At 52.7% G+C, this 19,220-nt stretch carries 16 protein-coding genes and 1 tRNA gene; 13 read left to right on the forward strand and 4 right to left on the reverse strand.

From position 1 onward, the window contains the following. Window positions 1–175: 175 nt before the first annotated feature. From JYB63_RS07750 to JYB63_RS07765, 4 genes are all read left to right on the forward strand, one after another. Complete coding sequence (locus tag JYB63_RS07750) at window positions 176–2,380, forward strand: AsmA family protein (RefSeq protein WP_205657286.1); 2,205 nt, start codon at window positions 176–178, stop codon at window positions 2,378–2,380. A 43-nt stretch (window positions 2,381–2,423) separates the two neighbouring features. Beyond that, window positions 2,424–3,464, forward strand: coding sequence for an A/G-specific adenine glycosylase (gene mutY / locus JYB63_RS07755; protein WP_205657733.1), 1,041 nt, complete (start codon window positions 2,424–2,426; stop codon window positions 3,462–3,464). A 14-nt stretch (window positions 3,465–3,478) separates the two neighbouring features. Beyond that, window positions 3,479–3,751 carry an oxidative damage protection protein gene (locus JYB63_RS07760; protein ID WP_205657287.1) on the forward strand — a complete coding sequence of 91 codons (273 nt, stop codon included), beginning with the start codon at window positions 3,479–3,481 and terminating at the stop codon, window positions 3,749–3,751. A 127-nt stretch (window positions 3,752–3,878) separates the two neighbouring features. Beyond that, a tRNA-Phe gene (locus JYB63_RS07765) sits at window positions 3,879–3,954 on the forward strand. Window positions 3,955–4,460: 506 nt separating this feature from the next. Here JYB63_RS07765 and JYB63_RS07770 read toward each other — a convergent pair. Continuing rightward, the gene (locus tag JYB63_RS07770) at window positions 4,461–4,826 is read right to left on the reverse strand and encodes a winged helix-turn-helix transcriptional regulator (protein WP_205657288.1); all 366 of its coding nucleotides are present in this window, start codon (window positions 4,824–4,826) and stop codon (window positions 4,461–4,463) included. Between the two features lie 322 nt (window positions 4,827–5,148). On the opposite strand from JYB63_RS07770, the gene JYB63_RS07775 reads away from it, so the two are divergent. From JYB63_RS07775 to JYB63_RS07790, 4 genes are all read left to right on the forward strand, one after another. Next, a complete protein-coding gene (locus JYB63_RS07775; RefSeq protein ID WP_205657289.1) occupies window positions 5,149–5,676 on the forward strand; it encodes an EthD domain-containing protein in 528 nt (175 codons plus the stop codon). A 331-nt stretch (window positions 5,677–6,007) separates the two neighbouring features. After that, window positions 6,008–7,102, forward strand: coding sequence for an efflux RND transporter periplasmic adaptor subunit (locus tag JYB63_RS07780; protein ID WP_205657290.1), 1,095 nt, complete (start codon window positions 6,008–6,010; stop codon window positions 7,100–7,102). Beyond that, entirely contained in the window at window positions 7,103–10,180 is a 3,078-nt protein-coding gene (locus tag JYB63_RS07785) for an efflux RND transporter permease subunit (RefSeq protein WP_205657291.1), read from the forward strand. Continuing rightward, window positions 10,177–11,109 carry a LysR substrate-binding domain-containing protein gene (locus tag JYB63_RS07790; RefSeq protein WP_205657292.1) on the forward strand — a complete coding sequence of 311 codons (933 nt, stop codon included), beginning with the start codon at window positions 10,177–10,179 and terminating at the stop codon, window positions 11,107–11,109. Before JYB63_RS07785 ends, JYB63_RS07790 begins: the two co-directional genes overlap by 4 nt. Window positions 11,110–11,116: 7 nt before the next feature. Here JYB63_RS07790 and JYB63_RS07795 read toward each other — a convergent pair whose 3' ends face one another. Continuing rightward, on the reverse strand, window positions 11,117–11,872 hold the full coding sequence (locus JYB63_RS07795; protein ID WP_205657293.1) for a helix-turn-helix domain-containing protein: 756 nt from the start codon (window positions 11,870–11,872) through the stop codon (window positions 11,117–11,119). Window positions 11,873–11,988: 116 nt separating this feature from the next. Here JYB63_RS07795 and JYB63_RS07800 point away from each other — a divergent pair, with 116 nt between their 5' ends. Then, window positions 11,989–12,747 carry a ceramidase domain-containing protein gene (locus tag JYB63_RS07800; protein ID WP_205657294.1) on the forward strand — a complete coding sequence of 253 codons (759 nt, stop codon included), beginning with the start codon at window positions 11,989–11,991 and terminating at the stop codon, window positions 12,745–12,747. A gap of 81 nt (window positions 12,748–12,828) precedes the next feature. On the opposite strand, the gene JYB63_RS07805 is transcribed toward JYB63_RS07800, so the two are convergent. Beyond that, the gene (locus JYB63_RS07805) at window positions 12,829–13,545 is read right to left on the reverse strand and encodes a glutathione S-transferase N-terminal domain-containing protein (protein WP_205657295.1); all 717 of its coding nucleotides are present in this window, start codon (window positions 13,543–13,545) and stop codon (window positions 12,829–12,831) included. Window positions 13,546–13,650: 105 nt separating this feature from the next. Here JYB63_RS07805 and JYB63_RS07810 point away from each other — a divergent pair, with 105 nt between their 5' ends. The 3 genes from JYB63_RS07810 (at window position 13,651) to JYB63_RS07820 (ending at window position 16,210) form a co-directional block, all read left to right on the forward strand. Next, window positions 13,651–14,577 carry a LysR family transcriptional regulator gene (locus tag JYB63_RS07810; RefSeq protein ID WP_205657296.1) on the forward strand — a complete coding sequence of 309 codons (927 nt, stop codon included), beginning with the start codon at window positions 13,651–13,653 and terminating at the stop codon, window positions 14,575–14,577. Between the two features lie 70 nt (window positions 14,578–14,647). Beyond that, window positions 14,648–15,088, forward strand: coding sequence for a DUF2141 domain-containing protein (locus JYB63_RS07815; RefSeq protein ID WP_205657297.1), 441 nt, complete (start codon window positions 14,648–14,650; stop codon window positions 15,086–15,088). A gap of 165 nt (window positions 15,089–15,253) precedes the next feature. Then, window positions 15,254–16,210, forward strand: coding sequence for a TAXI family TRAP transporter solute-binding subunit (locus JYB63_RS07820; protein ID WP_205657298.1), 957 nt, complete (start codon window positions 15,254–15,256; stop codon window positions 16,208–16,210). On the opposite strand, the gene JYB63_RS07825 is transcribed toward JYB63_RS07820, so the two are convergent. Beyond that, window positions 16,211–17,926: a sensor histidine kinase gene (locus JYB63_RS07825; RefSeq protein WP_243431876.1), complete on the reverse strand. Its 1,716-nt coding sequence runs from the start codon at window positions 17,924–17,926 to the stop codon at window positions 16,211–16,213. It lies immediately after the preceding gene. Between the two features lie 134 nt (window positions 17,927–18,060). Between JYB63_RS07825 and JYB63_RS07830 the strand changes: the two genes are divergently transcribed. Continuing rightward, window positions 18,061–19,053, forward strand: coding sequence for a TAXI family TRAP transporter solute-binding subunit (locus tag JYB63_RS07830; RefSeq protein ID WP_243431877.1), 993 nt, complete (start codon window positions 18,061–18,063; stop codon window positions 19,051–19,053). The last annotated feature ends 167 nt before the right edge of the window (window positions 19,054–19,220 follow it).

Genomic DNA, 19,220 nt, shown 5'->3' on the forward strand with positions numbered 1-19,220 from the left:
CGGTGGCTTTGTTAATACCGTGCCGGGGTTATTTGAGAATAGCTGCTCACCGGCCGGGAAAATTCCCCGTTGTTAAGATTTTCTTAATGCCTGACAGCTACTCTTTATGGGGTTATCATTCTTTATTAAACAGCTCTGCTTTCAGTCGGTTAGCGCTGAGCACCAAGGAGGATTCATGAAGACGTTATTGAAGCTGGTTGGCGGTTTAGTTGCCCTGCTGGTCGTGTTGGTGGTGGCTGGCGGGATACTGCTCGGCACCCTGTTTGATCCGAACGAATACAAGCAGGAAATCCAAAAGCTGGCGCTGGATAACGGCGGCGTGGAATTAAAAATCGGCGGTGATATCGACTGGTCGGTCTTCCCGTGGCTGGGCCTGAAAATTAATCAGATTCAGGTGAATTACCCGGGTAAACCGCAGTTTGCTGCACTGAATCAGGCGCAGGTAGCCGTTGAGTTACCCGCCCTGCTTTCCGGCAACGTGAAGATGAAAAGCGTGGTGCTGGACGGGCTGACGCTGGATCTGATTGCTGAGTCCCCGACTGATAACAACTGGTCAGCTGCGCAGACTTCAGATGCAGCTGACAGCTCCGCTGCAGAGCCTGCATCAGACAGCAGCTCAGACACGTCTGCGGATGCTTCAGCCGATTCCGGTGCCGCACTGGGGCTGGATATCGAGAGCATTGCGATTACCAATGGTCAGCTGACTTACACCGATAAAACAGCGGACAGCAAAGTTCTCCTGAATGACCTGAATGTGACCTCCGGCAAGGTGGTGACTAATGCTTTCTTCCCTGCCCAACTGAGCTTTAAAGCTGAGCAATATCAGGGCGGCGAGAAGCAGATGACGGTGGACGCTAAGCTTGATGCTCAGTTCTTCCTGAATCTGGCACAGCAGCAGTATCAAATTAAAGGCCTGACCAGCACGCTGGGATTACAGGGCGCAGCCTTTAACGGTAAAACCGTACCGCTGGAACTGAATGCAGATATCACTGCAGACGTGGCTAATCAGCAGGTCAGCCTGAAGGGCCTGACTCTGAAGTTGGCGAATCTGGCGGCGAACGGTGATGTCACTGTGAATAACTTTGCCAAGCCTGCATTCAGCGGTGACCTTGCGGTGGCCAGCTTTGAACTGAATGCTCTGATGGACGCATTGGGTCAGGCGGCGGTTGAAACCACTGATCCGAATGTGCTGAAGGCGATCAGCCTGAACACCAAACTGGCGGGACCTGCTAATACACTGGTGCTGGAGCAGTTACAGCTGAAGCTGGATGACACCACCTTTAACGGCCAGTTGGCATATAACCTGGCGGATGGTGCGCTGGCGCTGAACCTGAAGGGTGACAGCATTGATGCGGACCGTTATCTGCCGCCAAAAGCTGAAGGTGAAGCCGCATCGGGAGAAGCGTCCGGTTCCGGTGCTGATGCTTCTGCAACATCTGCCAAGGCTGGTGGTGAGCGCTATTCCAAAGAACCTGTTATACCGGTTGAACCACTGAAAGGCCTGAATGTAGATGCAACCCTGGGGCTGCAAAAGCTGCTGATTTCCGGCCTGACGGTGAATAACATCCTGCTGGATGTGTCTGCCCACGGCGGTCTGGTTAAAGCCAGCAAGATTAACGCTGATCTGTATGGTGGTACTGTGCGTAACAGTGTCACGCTGGATGTGCGTAAAACTCCGGTAGCGATGAACACGAAAAAGAACATCAGCAATATTCAGATCGGTGACCTGCTGCAAGATCTGGCACAGGTAGACCGTATTACCGGGTCTCTGAGCAGCAAGTCTGATGTGAATACCCGTGGTCGCTCTGTGTATGACATCGTGAACAGCATGACCGGTACCGCATCGGTAAACATGAAAGACGGTGAGATTAAGGGCATCGGTATCGCCCAGACCATCTGTCAGGGCTTTAATACCGTTGGCAGCCTGGGGCTGAACACGGAACAGGTGGATCAGTCCACGCCGTTTGCCAACCTGAACGGTAACTTTAAGATCAAGAACGGCCTTGTGGATAACCGTGATCTGAAGGCCGAACTGGATGCCATTACCGTGAAAGGTGCCGGCCAGGTGAATGTTCCGGCGTCTAATCTGGATTACCGTCTGGGCCTGACCATTGAAGAAAACCTGTTCAAGCAGACCTGCTCAGTGAACAACGCGTTGGAAGGTGTTGAGTGGCCGGTTAACTGTAAAGGCAGCTTTGATGATGATCCGGCGCAGCTGTGTAAGCCTGATCTGAGTGTAATCGAAGATGTGATTAAAGCTCAGCTGAAGAAAAAACTGAAGGCCGAAGTGGAAACTAAGGCTAAAGAAAAAGTGGAAGAAGCCCTGCAGGATAAACTGGGTGATGAAGCCAAAGGCTTATTAAAAGGGCTGTTCAATTAACACCACAACTAACCGTTCAGAACAAAACGCTGTATCTGAAGTAATCCAGCCGCCGTTTGCGGCGGCTGTGCTCGACTGGTTTGATCAGCATGGCCGTCATGATTTGCCATGGCAGGCTGAGAAAACTGCCTATTTCACCTGGTTATCTGAAATCATGCTGCAGCAGACTCAGGTAACCACGGTGATCCCCTACTTTCAGAAATTCCGTGAGCAGTTCCCGACCGTGCAGGATCTGGCGGCTGCTGATATTGATGACGTGCTGCATCTGTGGACCGGCCTCGGTTATTACGCACGGGCGCGGAACCTGCATAAAGCTGCCAAAATGGTGGTCAGCGATTTCGGCGGTGAATTTCCGGTAGATGTGGATGATCTGGAAAGCCTGCCGGGTATTGGCCGTTCCACCGCCGGTGCCATTTCGTCAATTGCCGGTGGCCGTCGTGCTGCCATTCTGGATGGCAATGTAAAGCGGGTACTGGCCCGTTATTACGCAGTGGAAGGCTGGCCGGGAAACAATAAGGTAATGCAGGAGCTATGGGAATACGCTGAGCGTAATACTCCCGCCAGCCGTTGTGGTGACTACACCCAGGCGATGATGGATATGGGGGCGACGCTCTGTACCCGCAGTAAGCCTGCCTGTCTGCTGTGTCCATTACAGACCGGCTGTCAGGCACTGGCGCAGAACCGTACCCATGAGCTACCGGCTTCACGGCCGAAAAAAGTCTTGCCGGTGAAGCAAACCCTGATGCTGATCATAAAGGATGCAGATAACAATGTGCTCCTGTATCAGCGCCCGCCAACGGGGCTGTGGGGCGGCCTGTGGAGTTTGCCGCAAACCCAGGATCTGCGGGATGCCGAGCAGGAGACAGGTCTCAAGCTTGATCTGGACAGCGCTGAGGCTGAAGCTCCTTTGCGGCACACATTCAGCCATTTTCATCTGGATATTACCCCCATGCAGGTGAAGTTACGCAATACCCCTACAAATCGTGTCATGGAAGGTGCCGCGACACTCTGGTATAACATCAGCCAACCGCAAAAGATTGGCCTGGCAGCCCCGGTTAAGAAGCTGCTGCAGGCACGTAAGTAATTCTGGAGAACATCATGACCCGCACCGTAATGTGCCGTAAGTACAAAGAAGAGCTGGAAGGTCTGGATAACCCGCCGTACCCGGGCCCTAAAGGTAAGGAAATCTACGATACCGTGTCCAAGAAAGCCTGGCAGGAATGGACTAACCACCAGACCATGATTATCAACGAGAAGCATCTCAGCATGATGGATCCGAAGACCCGTGAATTCCTGCAGTCTGAATTACAGAAATTCCTCGACGGTGAAGACTACGAAAAGGCTGAAGGTTACGTTCCGCCGTCCAAGTGATCATTTTTTGAGCGTTTTAACTGTCGGATTTCATAAACAAATCCTTTGTTTCGGTAAGATTGCAGAAAAGCACTAATTAGCTGTTGACACTGCGCCGCGAAATCAGTTTAATACGCACCTCTTAAGTGCCCGGATAGCTCAGTCGGTAGAGCAGAGGATTGAAAATCCTCGTGTCGGTGGTTCGATTCCGCCTCCGGGCACCACTTAAGAATTCATATCAAGCCTCGTAATCTCGACTAAAGAGAAGCGGGGCTTTTTTGTGTCCGTAAAAAGTTACGCGTCGTGGTTCGACTTATTCGGAACCGGGCCTCCGGGCACCGCTTAAGAATTCCGATTAAGCCTCATTATTTCAGAAATGATAAACGGGGCTTTTTTTGCCCGTAAGAAAACTGACGCGTCGTGGTTCGGCTTATTCGGAACCGGGCCTCCGGGCACCACTTAAGAACTCATATCAAGCCTCGTAATCTCGACTAAAGACAAGCGGGGCTTTTTTGTGTCTGAAATTCCCGGAAGCGAAACCGAACCTGGTTCGATTATTCGCTTCGCTCACCCTGCGGGCTATCGTCGCAAGCGCCGATGTTTTAATGCGCTACGCGTATTGATCCGCGTCCGGGCACCACTTAAGAATTCCGATTAAGCCTTGTTATTTCAGAAATAATAAACGGGGCTTTTTTGTGTCCGTAAGAAAACTGATGCGCCGTGGTTCGACTTACTCTTCATCAGCATTCAGCTGTTCTTTGTGACGTGTGCTCCAGTCGCACAGCATATCCATGATGGGGCGCAGCTCATCGGCGATGTAAGTGCTCGTATATTCAACTCTGGGCGGTACTTCGGCATAGATTGTACGTTCAACCAGATGATTGGCTTCCAGCTCACGCAGCTGCTGTGTCAGCATTTTCTGGGTAATTTTCGGAATACGCTTTCTGAGTTCGCCAAACCTCAGCGTGTTATCCCGCAGATGATACAGAATGATTACTTTCCATTTTCCGCCGATGACGTCCATGGCGTTCGTAACCGGACATTCCTGATTTTCAGAGCAACTGCCTGGATTTTCTAACTCATTGTTTTTATTCATTAGTTACCTTTAATAAACCTGGTTTACAAACGGTGCGTACTTGATCTGAAGATATCTGTGTCTTACGGTATATAAAATATACTAACAGTGAAAAAGCGGCCTTATGGCATATTTATACCATAAGACCGACAAGGATGCCTCAGACGTGGATTGCTGAACAGCAAAGGCTGACTTAACGCGTCAGGTCAGGGCTAGCAGGGAAGGCGTCTGCTGGTAACAAACTGCATGTCCACCGGTAACAAACTGCTGAGATCAGGGCTTGCGGAAAATAATTATTTGAACGGCATAACGCCGTTTCCATCCTAACCGGAGAATATTTGTAATGATTAAAGAACTACCGTACTTCACTAAAAGCATGGCTCTGCTCAGCTTATTGTTACTGACCCTGTTCATACCTTCACTCAGTGTGGCTGGCAGTGAAGTAGCAGCAACCGGTACACCTCAAAAGCCGGCATCTGAAGGGCGTGATGCAAAACCCATGATTAAAATCAGTTATCTGATGAGCCGTAAGGCCGGTATGACCCGTGAAGAGTTTCTGGATTACTGGTCAAATCAGCATCCGGCAGCCGGTGGCGAAGGTTCTTTTGAAGCGCTGGGCGTTAAACGCTACATCCAGCTGCACAGCCTGGATATCCCGGAGCGTGAGGCGGTTGTGAGTGTGCGGACAGGGCTGCTGCCGGAGTTTGACGGTGTGGCAGAAATCTGGATTGAAAGAGATTTTCTCGAGAAAGAATGGCCGACGAAAAAGGTGCAGGATTTTATTAAGAAGTTCTACGCTGATGAGCTGAATTTTGTGGACTGGTCCCGCTCAACCATTCTGGTGTCAAAAGAATTAGTGTACATGCCATAAAACCTTACTTCTGCACCTTGTGGCAGGGTATACCGGTGACGGGCCTGTTCAATGATGCTCAACTGTCCCGTCCTTCATATCCGGTAACAACATCTGATTAAGCCTGTCGTCCGTGACAGGTGGCTTGTCCGAATATTATCTGAAATTCATATAAGGCCCCGTGACTCTGGTTAAAAGAGTCATGGGGTTTTTTTATGCCAGCCGCGTAATTCCACTCTAGATATTCACTTAATGGATATCATCTATCAGTTTTGGTCTATGTTATTACCTGTGGTTGAAAAATATACTTCGCGAATATCAGTTATCCAGTCCGTTTATATAGGTGTTTACTATGAAGTTACGCAAGTTGTGGCTTGCTTTGTCCGTGACCGCGGTGGCCAGTCTGAATATGACGGCGGTCTCACAGGTAATGGGCTCAGAATTAATCAGGCCAGCTAAATTACTGGTATTAACCAGCCCGGATGATGCGTCGATGCGTACCTTTCCTGCGGAAGTAAAGGCCAGCAGCCGGACGGAACTGGCTTTTCGGGTTGCCGGAGAGTTGGCGGAACTGGATATCAGGGAAGGTGAAGAGGTGAAGAAAGGGCAGTTACTGGCCCGGCTTGACCCCACAGACTATGACGTTGTCCTGCAGCGTTATCAGGCGGAATATAAGCTGGCTGATCAGCAGTTTCAGCGGATCAAAACCATGCTGAAGCGCAAGCTGGTGTCCCAGTCTCAGTACGATGAGAAGGCCGCTGAGCTGAGCATTAAAAGAGCAGGGCTGAAGCAGGCGCGGCTGAACCGGGAGTATACCGAGATTCATGCGCCGTATGACGGTCAGATTTCCCAGCTGCTGGTGGAGAACTATCAGAATTTACAGGCTAAGCAGCCGGTATTGGTGTTGCAGTCCAGTGACGAGCTGGAGATTGAATTCCAGTTGCCGGAATCCATCATCTCGCTGGAAACCCTGCCGGATGCCGAAGAAAGCCTGGCGGATGTCACCTTTGATGCCAACCCCAGTGAAGTATTCAAGGCGAAATACCACGAGCGTACCGCCGAAGCAGATCCTGCCACCGGTGCCTACACCATTACCATGAAGATGGCCAAGCCTGCATCGTTACAGGTGTATCCGGGGATGTCTGCCAGTGTCAGCTTTGATCTGGGTAAGGTCTTTGTGATCAATGCCAACGGCTTTGTTCTGCCGGTGGAGGCCATTATTTCTGCGGATGATCAGCCGGTCGACAGCAAACTGCGGCAGGTGTGGAAGGTGAATCCGGATGATATGTCGGTGTACCGGGCCGATGTCACCGTTGGCAGCCTGACAGCTAAAGGTTTGCAGATTGAGTCTGGTCTTGAGGCGGGGGACATCATTGTGACTGCCGGTGCCAACTACTTACGTGAAGGTATGAAAGTTCGTCCGCTGAAGCGTGAGAGGGGGCTGTAAGTGAACAGTGCAGAGTATTTTATCCGCCATAAAGTCACCAGCTGGATGTTTGTCCTGCTGCTGGGCATTGGTGGCACCTTATCGTTTTTCGGCCTCGGGCAGTTAGAAGATCCGCCGTTCACCATCAAGGAAGCACTGGTGATCACCACGTATCCGGGCGCTTCAGCACAGCAGGTGGAAGAAGAAGTTACCTATCCGCTGGAAAACCAGATTCAGCAGCTTGCCTGGGTGGATAAGGTGAAGTCTATTTCATCCCCGGGCCTGTCGCAGATTACCGTTGAAATTAAGAGTATCTATGCCGGTGATCAGCTCAGGCAAATCTGGGATGAACTGCGCCGTAAGGTGAACGATCATCAGGGCGCATTGCCACCGGGTGTGAATGCCCCCTGGGTGAATGATGATTTTGGTGATGTCTTCGGCGTGCTATTTGCCGTTACCGGTGACGGTTACAGCTATGAAGAGCTGAAAGATTATATCGATTTCCTGCGCCGTGAACTGGTGCTGGTGGACGGCGTGAGTAAGGTCAGCGTTGCCGGTGCTCAGTCTGAACAGGTAATTGTGGAAATTTCCCGTATTAAACTGAATTCACTGGGTATTTCTATCAACCGGATTTATGACTTGCTGGCCACGCAGAACGTGGTGTCGAATGCCGGTTCGGTGCAGGTGGGCAGTGAATATATCCGTATTTCACCCACCGGTGAGTTTACCGATGTGTCTGAGCTGAACCGGCTGATTATCAGTGAGGCAGGGTCTTCACAACTGATCCGCCTGGGAGATGTGGCAGATATCAAGCGTGGCTATGCGGAAGTGCCGGATAATCTGGTGTCCTATAACGGCGAGCAGGCGTTGCATGTGGGGGTATCCTTCAGCAGCGGTGTGAACGTTGTGGACGTGGGGGCCGCACTGGAAAAGCGGCTGGCAGAGCTGGAGTATGAACGGCCAATCGGCATGGAGGTGTATACCCTCTATAACCAGCCGGTTGAAGTGGATGCCTCGGTAAACAACTTCATCAATAACCTGCTGGCGGCCATTGTGATTGTTGCGCTGGTGTTACTGGTGTTCATGGGCTTTAAGAGTGGTTTACTGATCAGTGCGGTTTTGCTGCTGACCATCATGGGCTCGTTCATCTTCATGAGTGTGATGGACATTAACCTGCAGCGCATCTCGCTGGGGGCGCTGATTATCGCCCTGGGGATGCTGGTGGATAATGCCATCGTAGTCACCGAAGGGATGCTGATTAACCTGAAGCGGGGCTACACAAAGCTGGACGCTGCCCGGCAGGTTGTGACTCAGAACCAGTGGCCCCTGTTAGGCGCGACAATCATTGCGGTACTGGCGTTTGCGCCGATTGGCCTGTCCCCGGACGCTACTGGTGAGTTTGCCGGTTCGCTGTTCTGGGTGCTGCTGATTTCCCTGATGTTGTCATGGATCACCGCGATTACCCTGACGCCGTTCTTTTGCGAACTGTTATTTAAAGAACAGCAGCAGGATGCGGATCAGGCGGACAGCGATCCATATCAGGGCTTTGTGTTTGTGGTCTATAAATCGTTGCTGGATCTGTGCCTGCGGTGGCGCTGGGCAACCCTGACCGTGGTGCTGGGGGCAACTGTACTGGCCATTGTCAGCTTCTCACAGGTGAAGCAGGCGTTCTTCCCGCCTTCAACCACCGCGATGTTCCTGGTGGATTACTGGCGCAGCCAGGGGACTGACATCCGGGTTACCGCAGAAGACATGAAGGATATCGAAAACTGGTTGCTTGAAGACGAGCGGGTTGAGTACGTCGCGACCACCACTGGCCAGGGGGCATTGCGTTATATGCTGACGTACGCGCCGGAGAAACAGTATGCCGCTTATGGTCAGCTGATGGTGCGAACCGTTGATAATACAGTGATTCAGGCGGTACTGGCGGACCTGGATCAGGAGCTGAAAGATAATTATCCACAGGCTCAGTTTAAGCTGAAGCGTCTGGAAATCGGTCCGTCGACCGATGCGAAAATTGAGCTGCGGATTAACGGCCCGGACCCGGATGTACTGCGTCAGATTGCCAGTGAGGCAATGACGGTGTTCCGGGATGATCCTGTGGCAACCAATATCCGTCACGACTGGCGCGAGCGTTCCAAGTTGATCCGTCCTGAGTTTCTCGAAGCACAGGCCCGCCGGGCAGGCATCAGCAAGCAGGATCTGGATGCCATGCTGCAGCTGAACTTCAGCGGTAAAAACATTGGTCTGTACCGTGACGGAACGACTCTGTTGCCGATCATTGCCCGGACCCCGGACAGCGAACGGCTGAACATCGATAACCTGCCTGACCTGACCATCTGGAGCCCCCGCTATAAAAGCTGGATTCCGGTGGATCAGATTGTGGGTAGCTTTGATGTCGTCTGGGAAGACTCACTGATTGTGCGGCGCGACCGCAAGCGTACCCTGACACTGATGACAGACCCGGATCTGTTTGCCGACGATACGGCCGCTGCGCTGCTGAGCCGGCTGAAACCGAAGATTGAAGCACTGGAACTGCCACCGGGCTACAGCGTGGAGTGGGGCGGTGAAGACGAAAGCTCCCGGGATGCCCAGGCGCCTATTTTCAAGGCCATGCCGCTGGGATTCCTGGCCATGTTCCTGATTACTCTGGTGCTGTTTAACTCGGTGCGTAAACCGCTGGTTATCTGGGCAACCGTGCCACTGGCGATTACCGGTGTAACCCTGGGATTGTTGGCGCTTAACCTGCCATTTGGCTTTATGGCGATGCTCGGTTTCCTGAGTCTGTCAGGTATGTTGCTGAAAAACGGTATTGTGCTGCTGGACCAGATCAATCTGGAGCTGGATGCCGGCAAAGACCCTTACGCAGCGGTGTTTGATTCGGCGGTTTCCCGGGTACGGCCGGTGTGTATGGCGGCAATTACGACCATTTTGGGGATGATTCCCCTGCTGTTTGATGACTTTTTTGCCAGTATGGCGGTGGTCATCAGCTTTGGCCTGGGGGTCGCAACCATCCTGACCCTGATCATTGTGCCGGTGCTGTATACCATGGCATACCGGATTAAGTATCAGTCGCAGAGTGAGATCAGCAAACCGTGAAAGTAGATGATTTAAGTCAGATTGATATGCGCCTGCTGGTGGCATTTAATGCCCTGATGGAAGAGCTCAGTGTGACCCGGGCGGCGGACCGTCTGTCGTCGTCCCAGCCTGCCATGAGCCGCAACCTGCGCCAGCTGCGTATTCTGTTTGCCGATGAATTGTTTACCCGCCAGTCTCACGGGCTGGCGGCAACCCCCCGGGCAGAACAGCTGCACCTGCAGATGCGGCCTTTGCTGGATAGCATTCTGCGGCTGGTGGCCCCGGCTCAGCTGGAGCTGAAAACCTTAAAACGCTGTTTCAGCCTGAGTATGATTGATCCGATTTCTCAGACTCTGATCGCGCCGCTGCTCAGCCATCTGCAGGAACATGCCCCGCAGGTGACACTGAAAATCCAGAGCCTGGAAGATTACAGCATGGATTTGCTGATTGCCGGGCAACTGGATTTTATTATCAATTTCGGCAATGAGGCGCCGGCGAATATTCATTCACGGATGCTGGCTGAAGAACGGCCGGTCTGCGTGGTGGGGCCGGATCATCCGCTGGCGGGCAACAGCAGTGTCAGTTATGAAGAGTTTATCTGCCAGAAGAAGGTGGATTTTATGTTGCCGGGGTTTTCCGATGAGAACCTGCCGGACTGGATGATGAATATTCCTGATCCCCATTTGCAAACCAATAATATGGTGACCGCCCAGAACGCTATCTGTGACGGGCAGCTGGTAATGGTTGGCGGGGAAAAACTGTCGCAGTTTGCGCCGCGGGCAGCAGAAACCGTGGTGATTCCCTTTGCCGCTAAAGAGAACATACCGGCGGTGCCAATGAGGTTGTTCTGGCACAAACGTTACCACGATGATCTTTCACACCGCTGGATGCGGGATCTGATTAACCAACTGATATTCAGTCAGTGTCCGGTGGCACGGCAGACGCTCTGAAGTGTTTTTAATTCCCAGATGTTTGTTTAACCGGCCGGCGTAAGGGGCGGAACACTTCAGGTTCCCACGGGCGCATTGCCACAATCAGGCTGGTACCATGACGTTCAGACTGCATGGCGGACTGATCTGTTTGGCTGAGGTCCGCAAATTTATGGTTCAGTTGCCGGATGTGGTTCAGCAGCTCAGTGTGCGAGCCGCGGGTCAGTAATCCGGACAAGAATAGCCTGATCTCATCTTCGCCACTGAACGAAGATTTCAGAAAGTCAGTCTGGATATGTTGTTCATAAAAACGGGCAATCGGTCCGTTAGGAATCCATTCAAACTGGCGGTCAATACGCAGCTTTACCCGGTTGTTGGGTAATAACTCAATGACTTTCAATTTATCCAGTTTAGCCAGTAAGCGGATGCCTTCATGCTCTTCAATGGCGTATTGGCCGATAATTTCAGAAAAGCTAAGACCGTTAATCAGAAAGTGGGCCAGCAATAACAGTTTACGGTCCGCCGCCAGCTCCTGCTCCTGTTGCAGGGTGAGGCGGGAGGTCCGGCGCTGGCTGCGCGCCATCAGTGTGACTAGGTCGGCATACTCAAGATCCAGCCAGTCGCATAACAGATCCAACCGTTCCAGGCTGAGATTGTGTTCGGCAAACAGCCGCTTAACACTGGCTTCAGATAAATTCAGTATCTGTGCGACATCTTTGTAGGTTTTTCCCTGTTGTTTCAGTTCCCTTTTCAGGGCGTCGATCAGTGCCGTCCGCTGAGCCATAGTATTACCCGTCGCAACTTTGAGTTGAATTATATAATACAGGAACAGAACAAATTGCCTTACCGGTTTGGCTTGCCCAATGTTGCGCTAAACAGCACCGGGGAGGAACCAATACTATGTTTACTGATAAGCCATCAACTCAACATCTGAATAAATCAGTTGGCAGGCTGAAAATCCTGCTGGGGCTGGTGCTGTTCGTCGGCCTGAGTCTGCTTGTTTCACAGCCCATAGAGCAGCCGCTGGAATATCACAGCTTTGCCGATCAGCGCTCTGCGCTGGGTATCACGAATGCCGCTGACGTCCTGTCTAATTTACCGTTTGTGATCGTCGGTTTGTTAGGGCTGATCTGGATGCGGCTGAAACCTGAGCTGGCATCCAGTGTCAGGGCCGGTTATGTCACCTTTTTTGCCGGCCTGATTCTCACCGGCATCGGATCCGGTTATTACCATCTGGCGCCGGATAATCAGACGCTGATCTGGGATCGGCTGGCAATGACGGTCTGTTTTGCCGGGCTGGTCGCTCTGGTGATTGCCGAACGAATTGACCGGAAGATGGGCGCTGTTGCGTTGCCGTTATTACTGATAACGGGCGTGGCTACCGTTGTTTACTGGGGCTGGGTGGATGATCTGCGCCCTTACCTGTTATTACAGTACGGTGCGATGCTGCTATTACCGGTCATTATTCTGCGAACCCGGGGAACAGGTACCCGGTGGCTGTGGCTAGCCTTGCTGTGTTATCTGGTTGCCAAGGCGACTGAGGTGACCGATGAGCATCTGTATCACCTGACAGAACAGCTGATCAGCGGCCATTCACTGAAACACCTTGCGGCCGGTATGAGCGGCCTGATGATCGCGCTCAAGCTTAGATATAGCTGAGAAGTAGCTGAGCAGAAGTTAGGTCATATAAACAAAAAAAGCCCTGCAGAAGCAGGGCTGAGTACGTCAGGAGATGATATGTCAGGTTCTGGTCGGTATATTCCAGCCTTTCTGTACCGCCGGGCGTTCACTGAAACGTTCCACGTAGGCGACAACATTCTTAAAGTTGCGGAACTCTGTTACTTCACCGGCTTTGTAGAAACTTTCGATGGTTTGCAGCCAGGGGGCGATGGCGATATCGGCGATGGAGAAATCACCGGCAATCCACTCCTGACCTTCCAGTTGCTGGTTAATCACATTGAGTAAGCGTTTGGCTTCGTTAATGTAACGCTCCCGGGGGCGGGGATCTTCAATGTCTTTACCGGCAAATGCGAAAAAGAACCCAAGCTGGCCCAGCATCGGGCCGACACCGCCCATCTGGAACATCAGCCACTGGGTGATTTTGGCTTTTTCCGCCGGTCCGTTACCCAGCAACTTGCCGGTTTTTTCCGCCAGATACAGCAAAATTGCACCGCTCTCGAACAGTGCGATTGGCTGGCCGTCCGGGCCGTCAGGGTCAATGATCGCCGGAATCTTGTTGTTTGGGTTGAGGGACAGAAACTCCGGGCTTTTAACATCACTGTCGGCCAGTGTTACCAGGTGTGCTTCATAGTCCAGGTCCATTTCTTCCAGTGCGATAGACACTTTTACGCCGTTCGGGGTGGGGTAAGAATACAGCTGCAGGATCTCCGGATTGCTGGCAGGCCAGCGTTGGCTGATCGGAAAATCTTCGATGCGTGTCAGGGTTGTTTCTGTCATCTGTGTATCTCTTTGTGCTGTGAGCGTTACCCGGGGAAGAGGTTGCTCATTGAGTGAGCTTAGATTATGTTTTGAATTAATCGGAAACAATTAGGTAATTTGAAATTGAATGTTCGTGATTTAGAGACAATAGGGTTTCGCACCCTGTCGATATTCGTTACCGTCTGCCAGACCCTGAACCTGACACAGAGTGCTGAATTACTGGCGTTGCCAAAGTCCACTGTCAGTAAAGAAGTCTCCCGGCTGGAAGAGCATCTGAACAGCCGTTTGCTGGAGCGTTCTACCCGAAAGGTCAGCCTCACCGAGGCTGGTAAGCTGGTCTATGAACGTGCCTTTCAACTGGTGGAAGAATTCCGTTCCCTGCGTCAGGATGTGCAGTCGCTGGAAACACAGGTGCAGGGGCTTCTGAAACTGACCGCTCCACCTGTGCTGGGTGAGTATTTGGCGGGGACGCTGCTGGCGGACTTTATGCAGCAGTGGCCGAAAATTACCGTGGCACTGGAATTGTCCTATTCATTTGATGACCTGTTTGCACAGGGCATTGATCTGGGATTCCGCATTGGCCAGATTGCCGACGACCGTCTGGTTGCCCGGCAGATCGGTTCGTCATCACGGATTCTGGTGGCCAGCCCGGAATATCTGGCACAGCACCCTCCGGTTAAAGAGCCGCAGGATCTGGCGGAACATAATTGTCTGCGTTTTCAGTACAACCCCACCGATACCGACTGGGTGCTGACCTGCGGTGAGCACACCTGCTCGGTGCCGGTGCGTGGCAACTTTTACTGCAGCAATATAGAAGCGCTGAAAAATGCCGCATTACGCGGGCTGGGCATTACCCAGTTGCCGGTCAGCTCTGCTCGGGAAGAACTGGAAAACGGTTCACTGGTGGCGGTACTGGATGGCCTGTGTGTGCCGCCGATGCCAATTTACCTGGTGTATCGCAGCGGTGTAAATAAGCCTCGTAAATTGCAGGCCCTGCTGGATTTTATCGACCAGTGGGTCGCAGAAGGGAAATTCAGTTTTTCACAGTAGCGTCGTCCTAACCCTGCCTTAACCGTCTGACTGATTTAATGATGTGTTGGTAAACAAAAGGGTAAAGGATATGAAAAAAATTGTTGGCTGGTTAGTGGCAGGGTTGATGACCGGTGCCGTACAGGCAGCGGACCTGCGGGTGAATGTTGAGAATCTGCAGTCAGACAAAGGCAAGGTCATTATTAAGCTGGTGAACCGGCACATGTATGAAGCTGAAGATGATGCTGCGGTGCTGCAGAGCCGGATCATTGCAACCCGGGTTCCGGCGGTCAGCTACACCTTCAGAGAGTTACCGCCGGGGGAATATGCCCTGCAGGTGGTGCATGACCTGAACAGTAATCATGAGTTTGATTACAACGTCTTTACCGGCCCTTCCGAGCCGTTCGGGGTATCCCGCATTCGCTGGGCGGAGGCAGATAATCTGCCGGACTGGCAGCAGGTGAAATTTACCCTGAATGAGCCCGTTTTCACGGCGAAACCTGTGACGATGACGGTCACGCTGAACGAGTAAACTCTGGCGGGCAGAACCGCACGCCGCTGATATCTTGCCCCGTGCTGTGAATAACCGGCCGACATGAGGATGGTGCTGGTTACCGGCTGTTTTAGGTGTGTTCAGGCGGATCTGTTAAACTGCCGCCAATCGTCTGAACAGTGGGCCGGTAAGTTGAGAACAAGCATGAAGTATTGGTGGCAGTCCTGTCTGTTGCTTCTCTGTGGAGCAATGTTTTCCCTGCCGGGAGCAGCGCAGAGCAATATTGTCTCTCTGGGGACTGGCGGCGTAACCGGTTTGTATTATCCAGCCGGCGGTGCTTTGTGCCGGCTGGTAAACCGGACCCGCAGCGAGCACGGTTTACACTGTGTGGTGCTGAGCACCCCCGGTTCAGTGAACAACCTGCAAAAAGTCAGCAATGGCGAGCTGGATCTGGGCATTGCCGAGGCAGGGCAGCTTTATGATGCGCTCCATGGCCGGGGCAAATTTCAGGAAGCAGATACCGAATTGCGGGCATTGTTCAGCCTGTATCCTGAATATATTTCGGTGCTGGTGCGCAGTGACAGCGGCATAGAGCAGTTTGCTGATTTACTGGGGAAACGGATTAACATCGGCCAGGAAACCAGTAGCCAGCAGATTACTTTCGGTGCGCTGATTAAAGCCCGCGGCTGGCAGCTTGAAGATTTTGCTGAAGTACATCGGTTGGCCCCGGCAGAGCAGGCCCGGGCGCTGTGTGAAAACCGTATTGATGCCACCTTGTATGTGGTGGGGCATCCCAGTGGCGCGATTAAAGAAGCGGTGCGGGACTGCGACAGTAAGCTGATCAGCCTCAGCCCGGCAGATATAAAAGCACTCACGGCCAATAATCCGCATTATTATCCGCAGATGCTGAATACCGAGTTATACGGCCTGACAGAGGGGGTGCAGACCGCCGGTGTCAACGCCACCATGTTTACCCGGGCGGACGCTTCTGAAGAGGCGGTGTATGCGGTGGTCAAAGCGCTGTTCAGTCAGTTTGAACGCTTTCAGCGGATGCACCCGGCGTTCACCGGGCTGGATATCAAACAGATGGTTACCGCGCCGCTGGCAGCCCCCATGCATCCGGGGGCGGTACGCTACTTCCGCGAAGCGGGGTTACTCTGATCAGTGAGCGTTCTGATAACCGATTTCCACCGGCAGATCAAGGCGGAAATGCGCGCCCTTTTCCGCCGGCAGTGAATCAATATGGCCCTTGAGTAACTGACTCACGATATTAAAGGCGATATGCATGCCTAAACCGCTGCAGCCCTGATTCCGCTTGGTAGTCATGAAGGGTTCAAAGAGTTTCTGGTGCCAGCCGTCCGGCACGCCTGTACCGTCATCCCGATAGTCAATGATCACCCTGTGCTGTTCCTGCCGGATGGTAATGCTGATATTGCCGCCGGGCTGGTTTTCAAAGCCGTGCAGCAAGGAATTCAGAATCAGGTTGGTGAAGATCTGGTAATAACTGCCCGGATAACTGTCCAGCAGTAACTGATCCGGCCCACTGATGCTGATGTGTGGATGGCAGCGTTTCAGGCGGGGTTTCAGTGACAGCAGAATTTCATCCATATACTGCATCAGGTCGAAGGGCCGGCGCTGTTCGCTGGACTGGTCTACCGATACCTGTTTGAAGGCCCGGACCAGCTGTGCCGCCCGTTCCAGATTCTGGCAGATCAGATGGCTGCTTTCGGCAGCTGTGGCGGCCAGCTCATCGTTCGGGTGCCGCTGCAGGTGTTCTTTTGCCTGATCCGACAGGAATGAGGCGGCGGTAAAGCCAATGCCAATCGGGGTGTTGATTTCATGCGCCACACCGGCAACCAGCCCGCCCAGTGCGGCCAGCTTCTTCGACTCAACCAGCTGACGCTGGGTAGCCCGCAGGGTTTCCAGGGTATCGTGCAGTTCCCGGTTACGTTCTTCCAGCTCTCGGGTGCGGTCGGTTACCCGCTGCTCCAGTTCGGCGTTTAGCTTAGCCAGTGAGCGCTCGGCATCTTCCCGTTTACTCATATCGTGCAGCATGGATTCCCGCATGCTGTTCATGGCGTCCACCACCTGACTGATTTCATCATCCTTATGTTTTTTATTGCGTTTCAGGACCAGAGGAAGGTCCAGCTGATCGAGTTTCAGACGGCGGGCGTAGCTGGCCATGGTGCCCAGGTGCTGGGTAATCAGCCGGTGGAAGATGGTCAGAATGAAGATCGATACCAGAAATGTCTTGATGCCCTGAGACGCCAGAATCACCAGCACTTTGTCGGTTAAGCGGCGGTAGACCTCATCCAGACTGATCACCAGTGTCAGATCGCCCACCGGGAAAATGGTGCCGTCGGCGCCCTGATGGGTCAGGTGATAGTTACGTTCAACGATGGGACCTTCTTCAGGACGGCTGCCGGCGGAGTAGTAATCACCGTACTGGGAGCTTATTTCCAGATAACGGATATCTGGCAGTTGGTGTAAACCGTCCAGCTGAACCTGAATCTGTGCCGGGCTGATTTCCCAGAGGCTGTTGGACAGGCTGTTCAGTGAGCTGGTTTCAATCTGTTGCAGGCGCTCGTCGATGGCGGACAGCTCATAGCGATAATCCAGCCACAGCTGGGTGCCCGTGGCGATCAGGGTGATGGCCGAACTGCACAGCAGAATAGCGGCCAGCAGGCGGATGCCCAGAGGTTTCTGATAACGGAGCTGATTAAGACGCTGCAATAAGATCATGTGAACTGAGTGTGCCTGGTAATGACTGTGTGCCCATTGTAATTCTCCTTCTACCTTAAGCAAATCAGCCCCCGCTGCCAGTATTTTACCGTGATTGGCACGGCAGGAGGTTTTATTGGCATGGCTGGCGGTCATGGCTTCAGGATGTTTCTTTTATGTTGTAGCGGTTTCCTGACAAACCCGGCTGCGGTGGATAACTCCTCTCATTTACCGCTGCCGGCTCAAACAGACCCCGCCAGGCGGGATAATAACGATAACAAGGTATGACCATGTCTCTGAAGAACAAATTAGCAACGACTCTGCTTTCCTCTGCGGTAGGTTTCGCCGGTATTTTCGGTGCCACTGCAGCTAACAGCTCTGACCAGACCTACGTAACCATTGGTACTGGTGGCCAGACAGGTGTTTATTACGTGGTAGGCCAGTCTATCTGCCGCCTGGTAAACCGTCAGACAGATGATCACGGTATCAAGTGTACTGCGCCTTCTACCGGTGGTTCTGTTGCCAACATCAACGCTGTTCGTCAGGGTCAGCAGGACATGGGCATGGCTCAGTCTGACTGGCAGTTCCACGCACTGAACGGTTCCAAGCACGACACCTTCAAGGCACAGGGTAAGTTCGAAGATCTGCGCGCACTGTTCGCAGTACACAACGAGCCTTTCACCGTTGTTGCCCGTGCGGATTCCGGCATTGAGTCTTTCGATGATCTGCCAGGTAAGCGCGTTAACCTGACTAACCCGGGTTCCGGTACCCGTGGCACCATGGAAGTCATCATGGAAGAGAAGGGCTGGACTAACGAGACCTTCAAGCTGGCGGCTGAGCTGAAATCTGCAGAACAGGCACAGGCTCTGTGTGACAACAAGATCGACGCAATGATCTACGCAGTTGGTCACCCGTCCGGTGCGATCAAGGAAGCGACTACTTCCTGTGATGCAAAAGTAATTCCTGTTACCGGTGACGTAATCGATCAGCTGATTGCTGAAAATGATTTCTACGCGCCAGCAACTATCCCTGGCGGTATGTACAAAGGTAGCGACAGCGATGTGGCAACCTTCGGTAACGCTGCAACTATGGTGACTTCTGCCAAGGTTGATGCTGACACTGTTTACCAGGTTGTAAAAGCTGTTTTCGATAACTTCGACCGCTTCAAGCGTCTGCACCCTGCGTTCGCTAACCTGGATCCACAGCAGATGATCGCTAACGGTCTGTCTGCACCGCTGCACGAAGGTGCTGTTCGTTACTACAAAGAACAGGGCTGGATGTAAGCCGAATCCCCTCAAACGGACACGTTTTCAGATGCCTGCAACGCTCACTTGTCGATTATGGCCTGCAGGCATCTTTTTTACATGAGAAAACGGTCAGACGTTCTCCTGATCGGCTGACTGTTTTCATGTCCCTCGCAGAGAGCCTGCTCTCTGCCGAGCCCTCCATC

The sequence above is a fragment of the Aliamphritea spongicola genome (assembly GCF_017051665.1).
Taxonomy (GTDB): Bacteria; Pseudomonadota; Gammaproteobacteria; order Pseudomonadales; family Balneatricaceae; genus Amphritea; species Amphritea spongicola.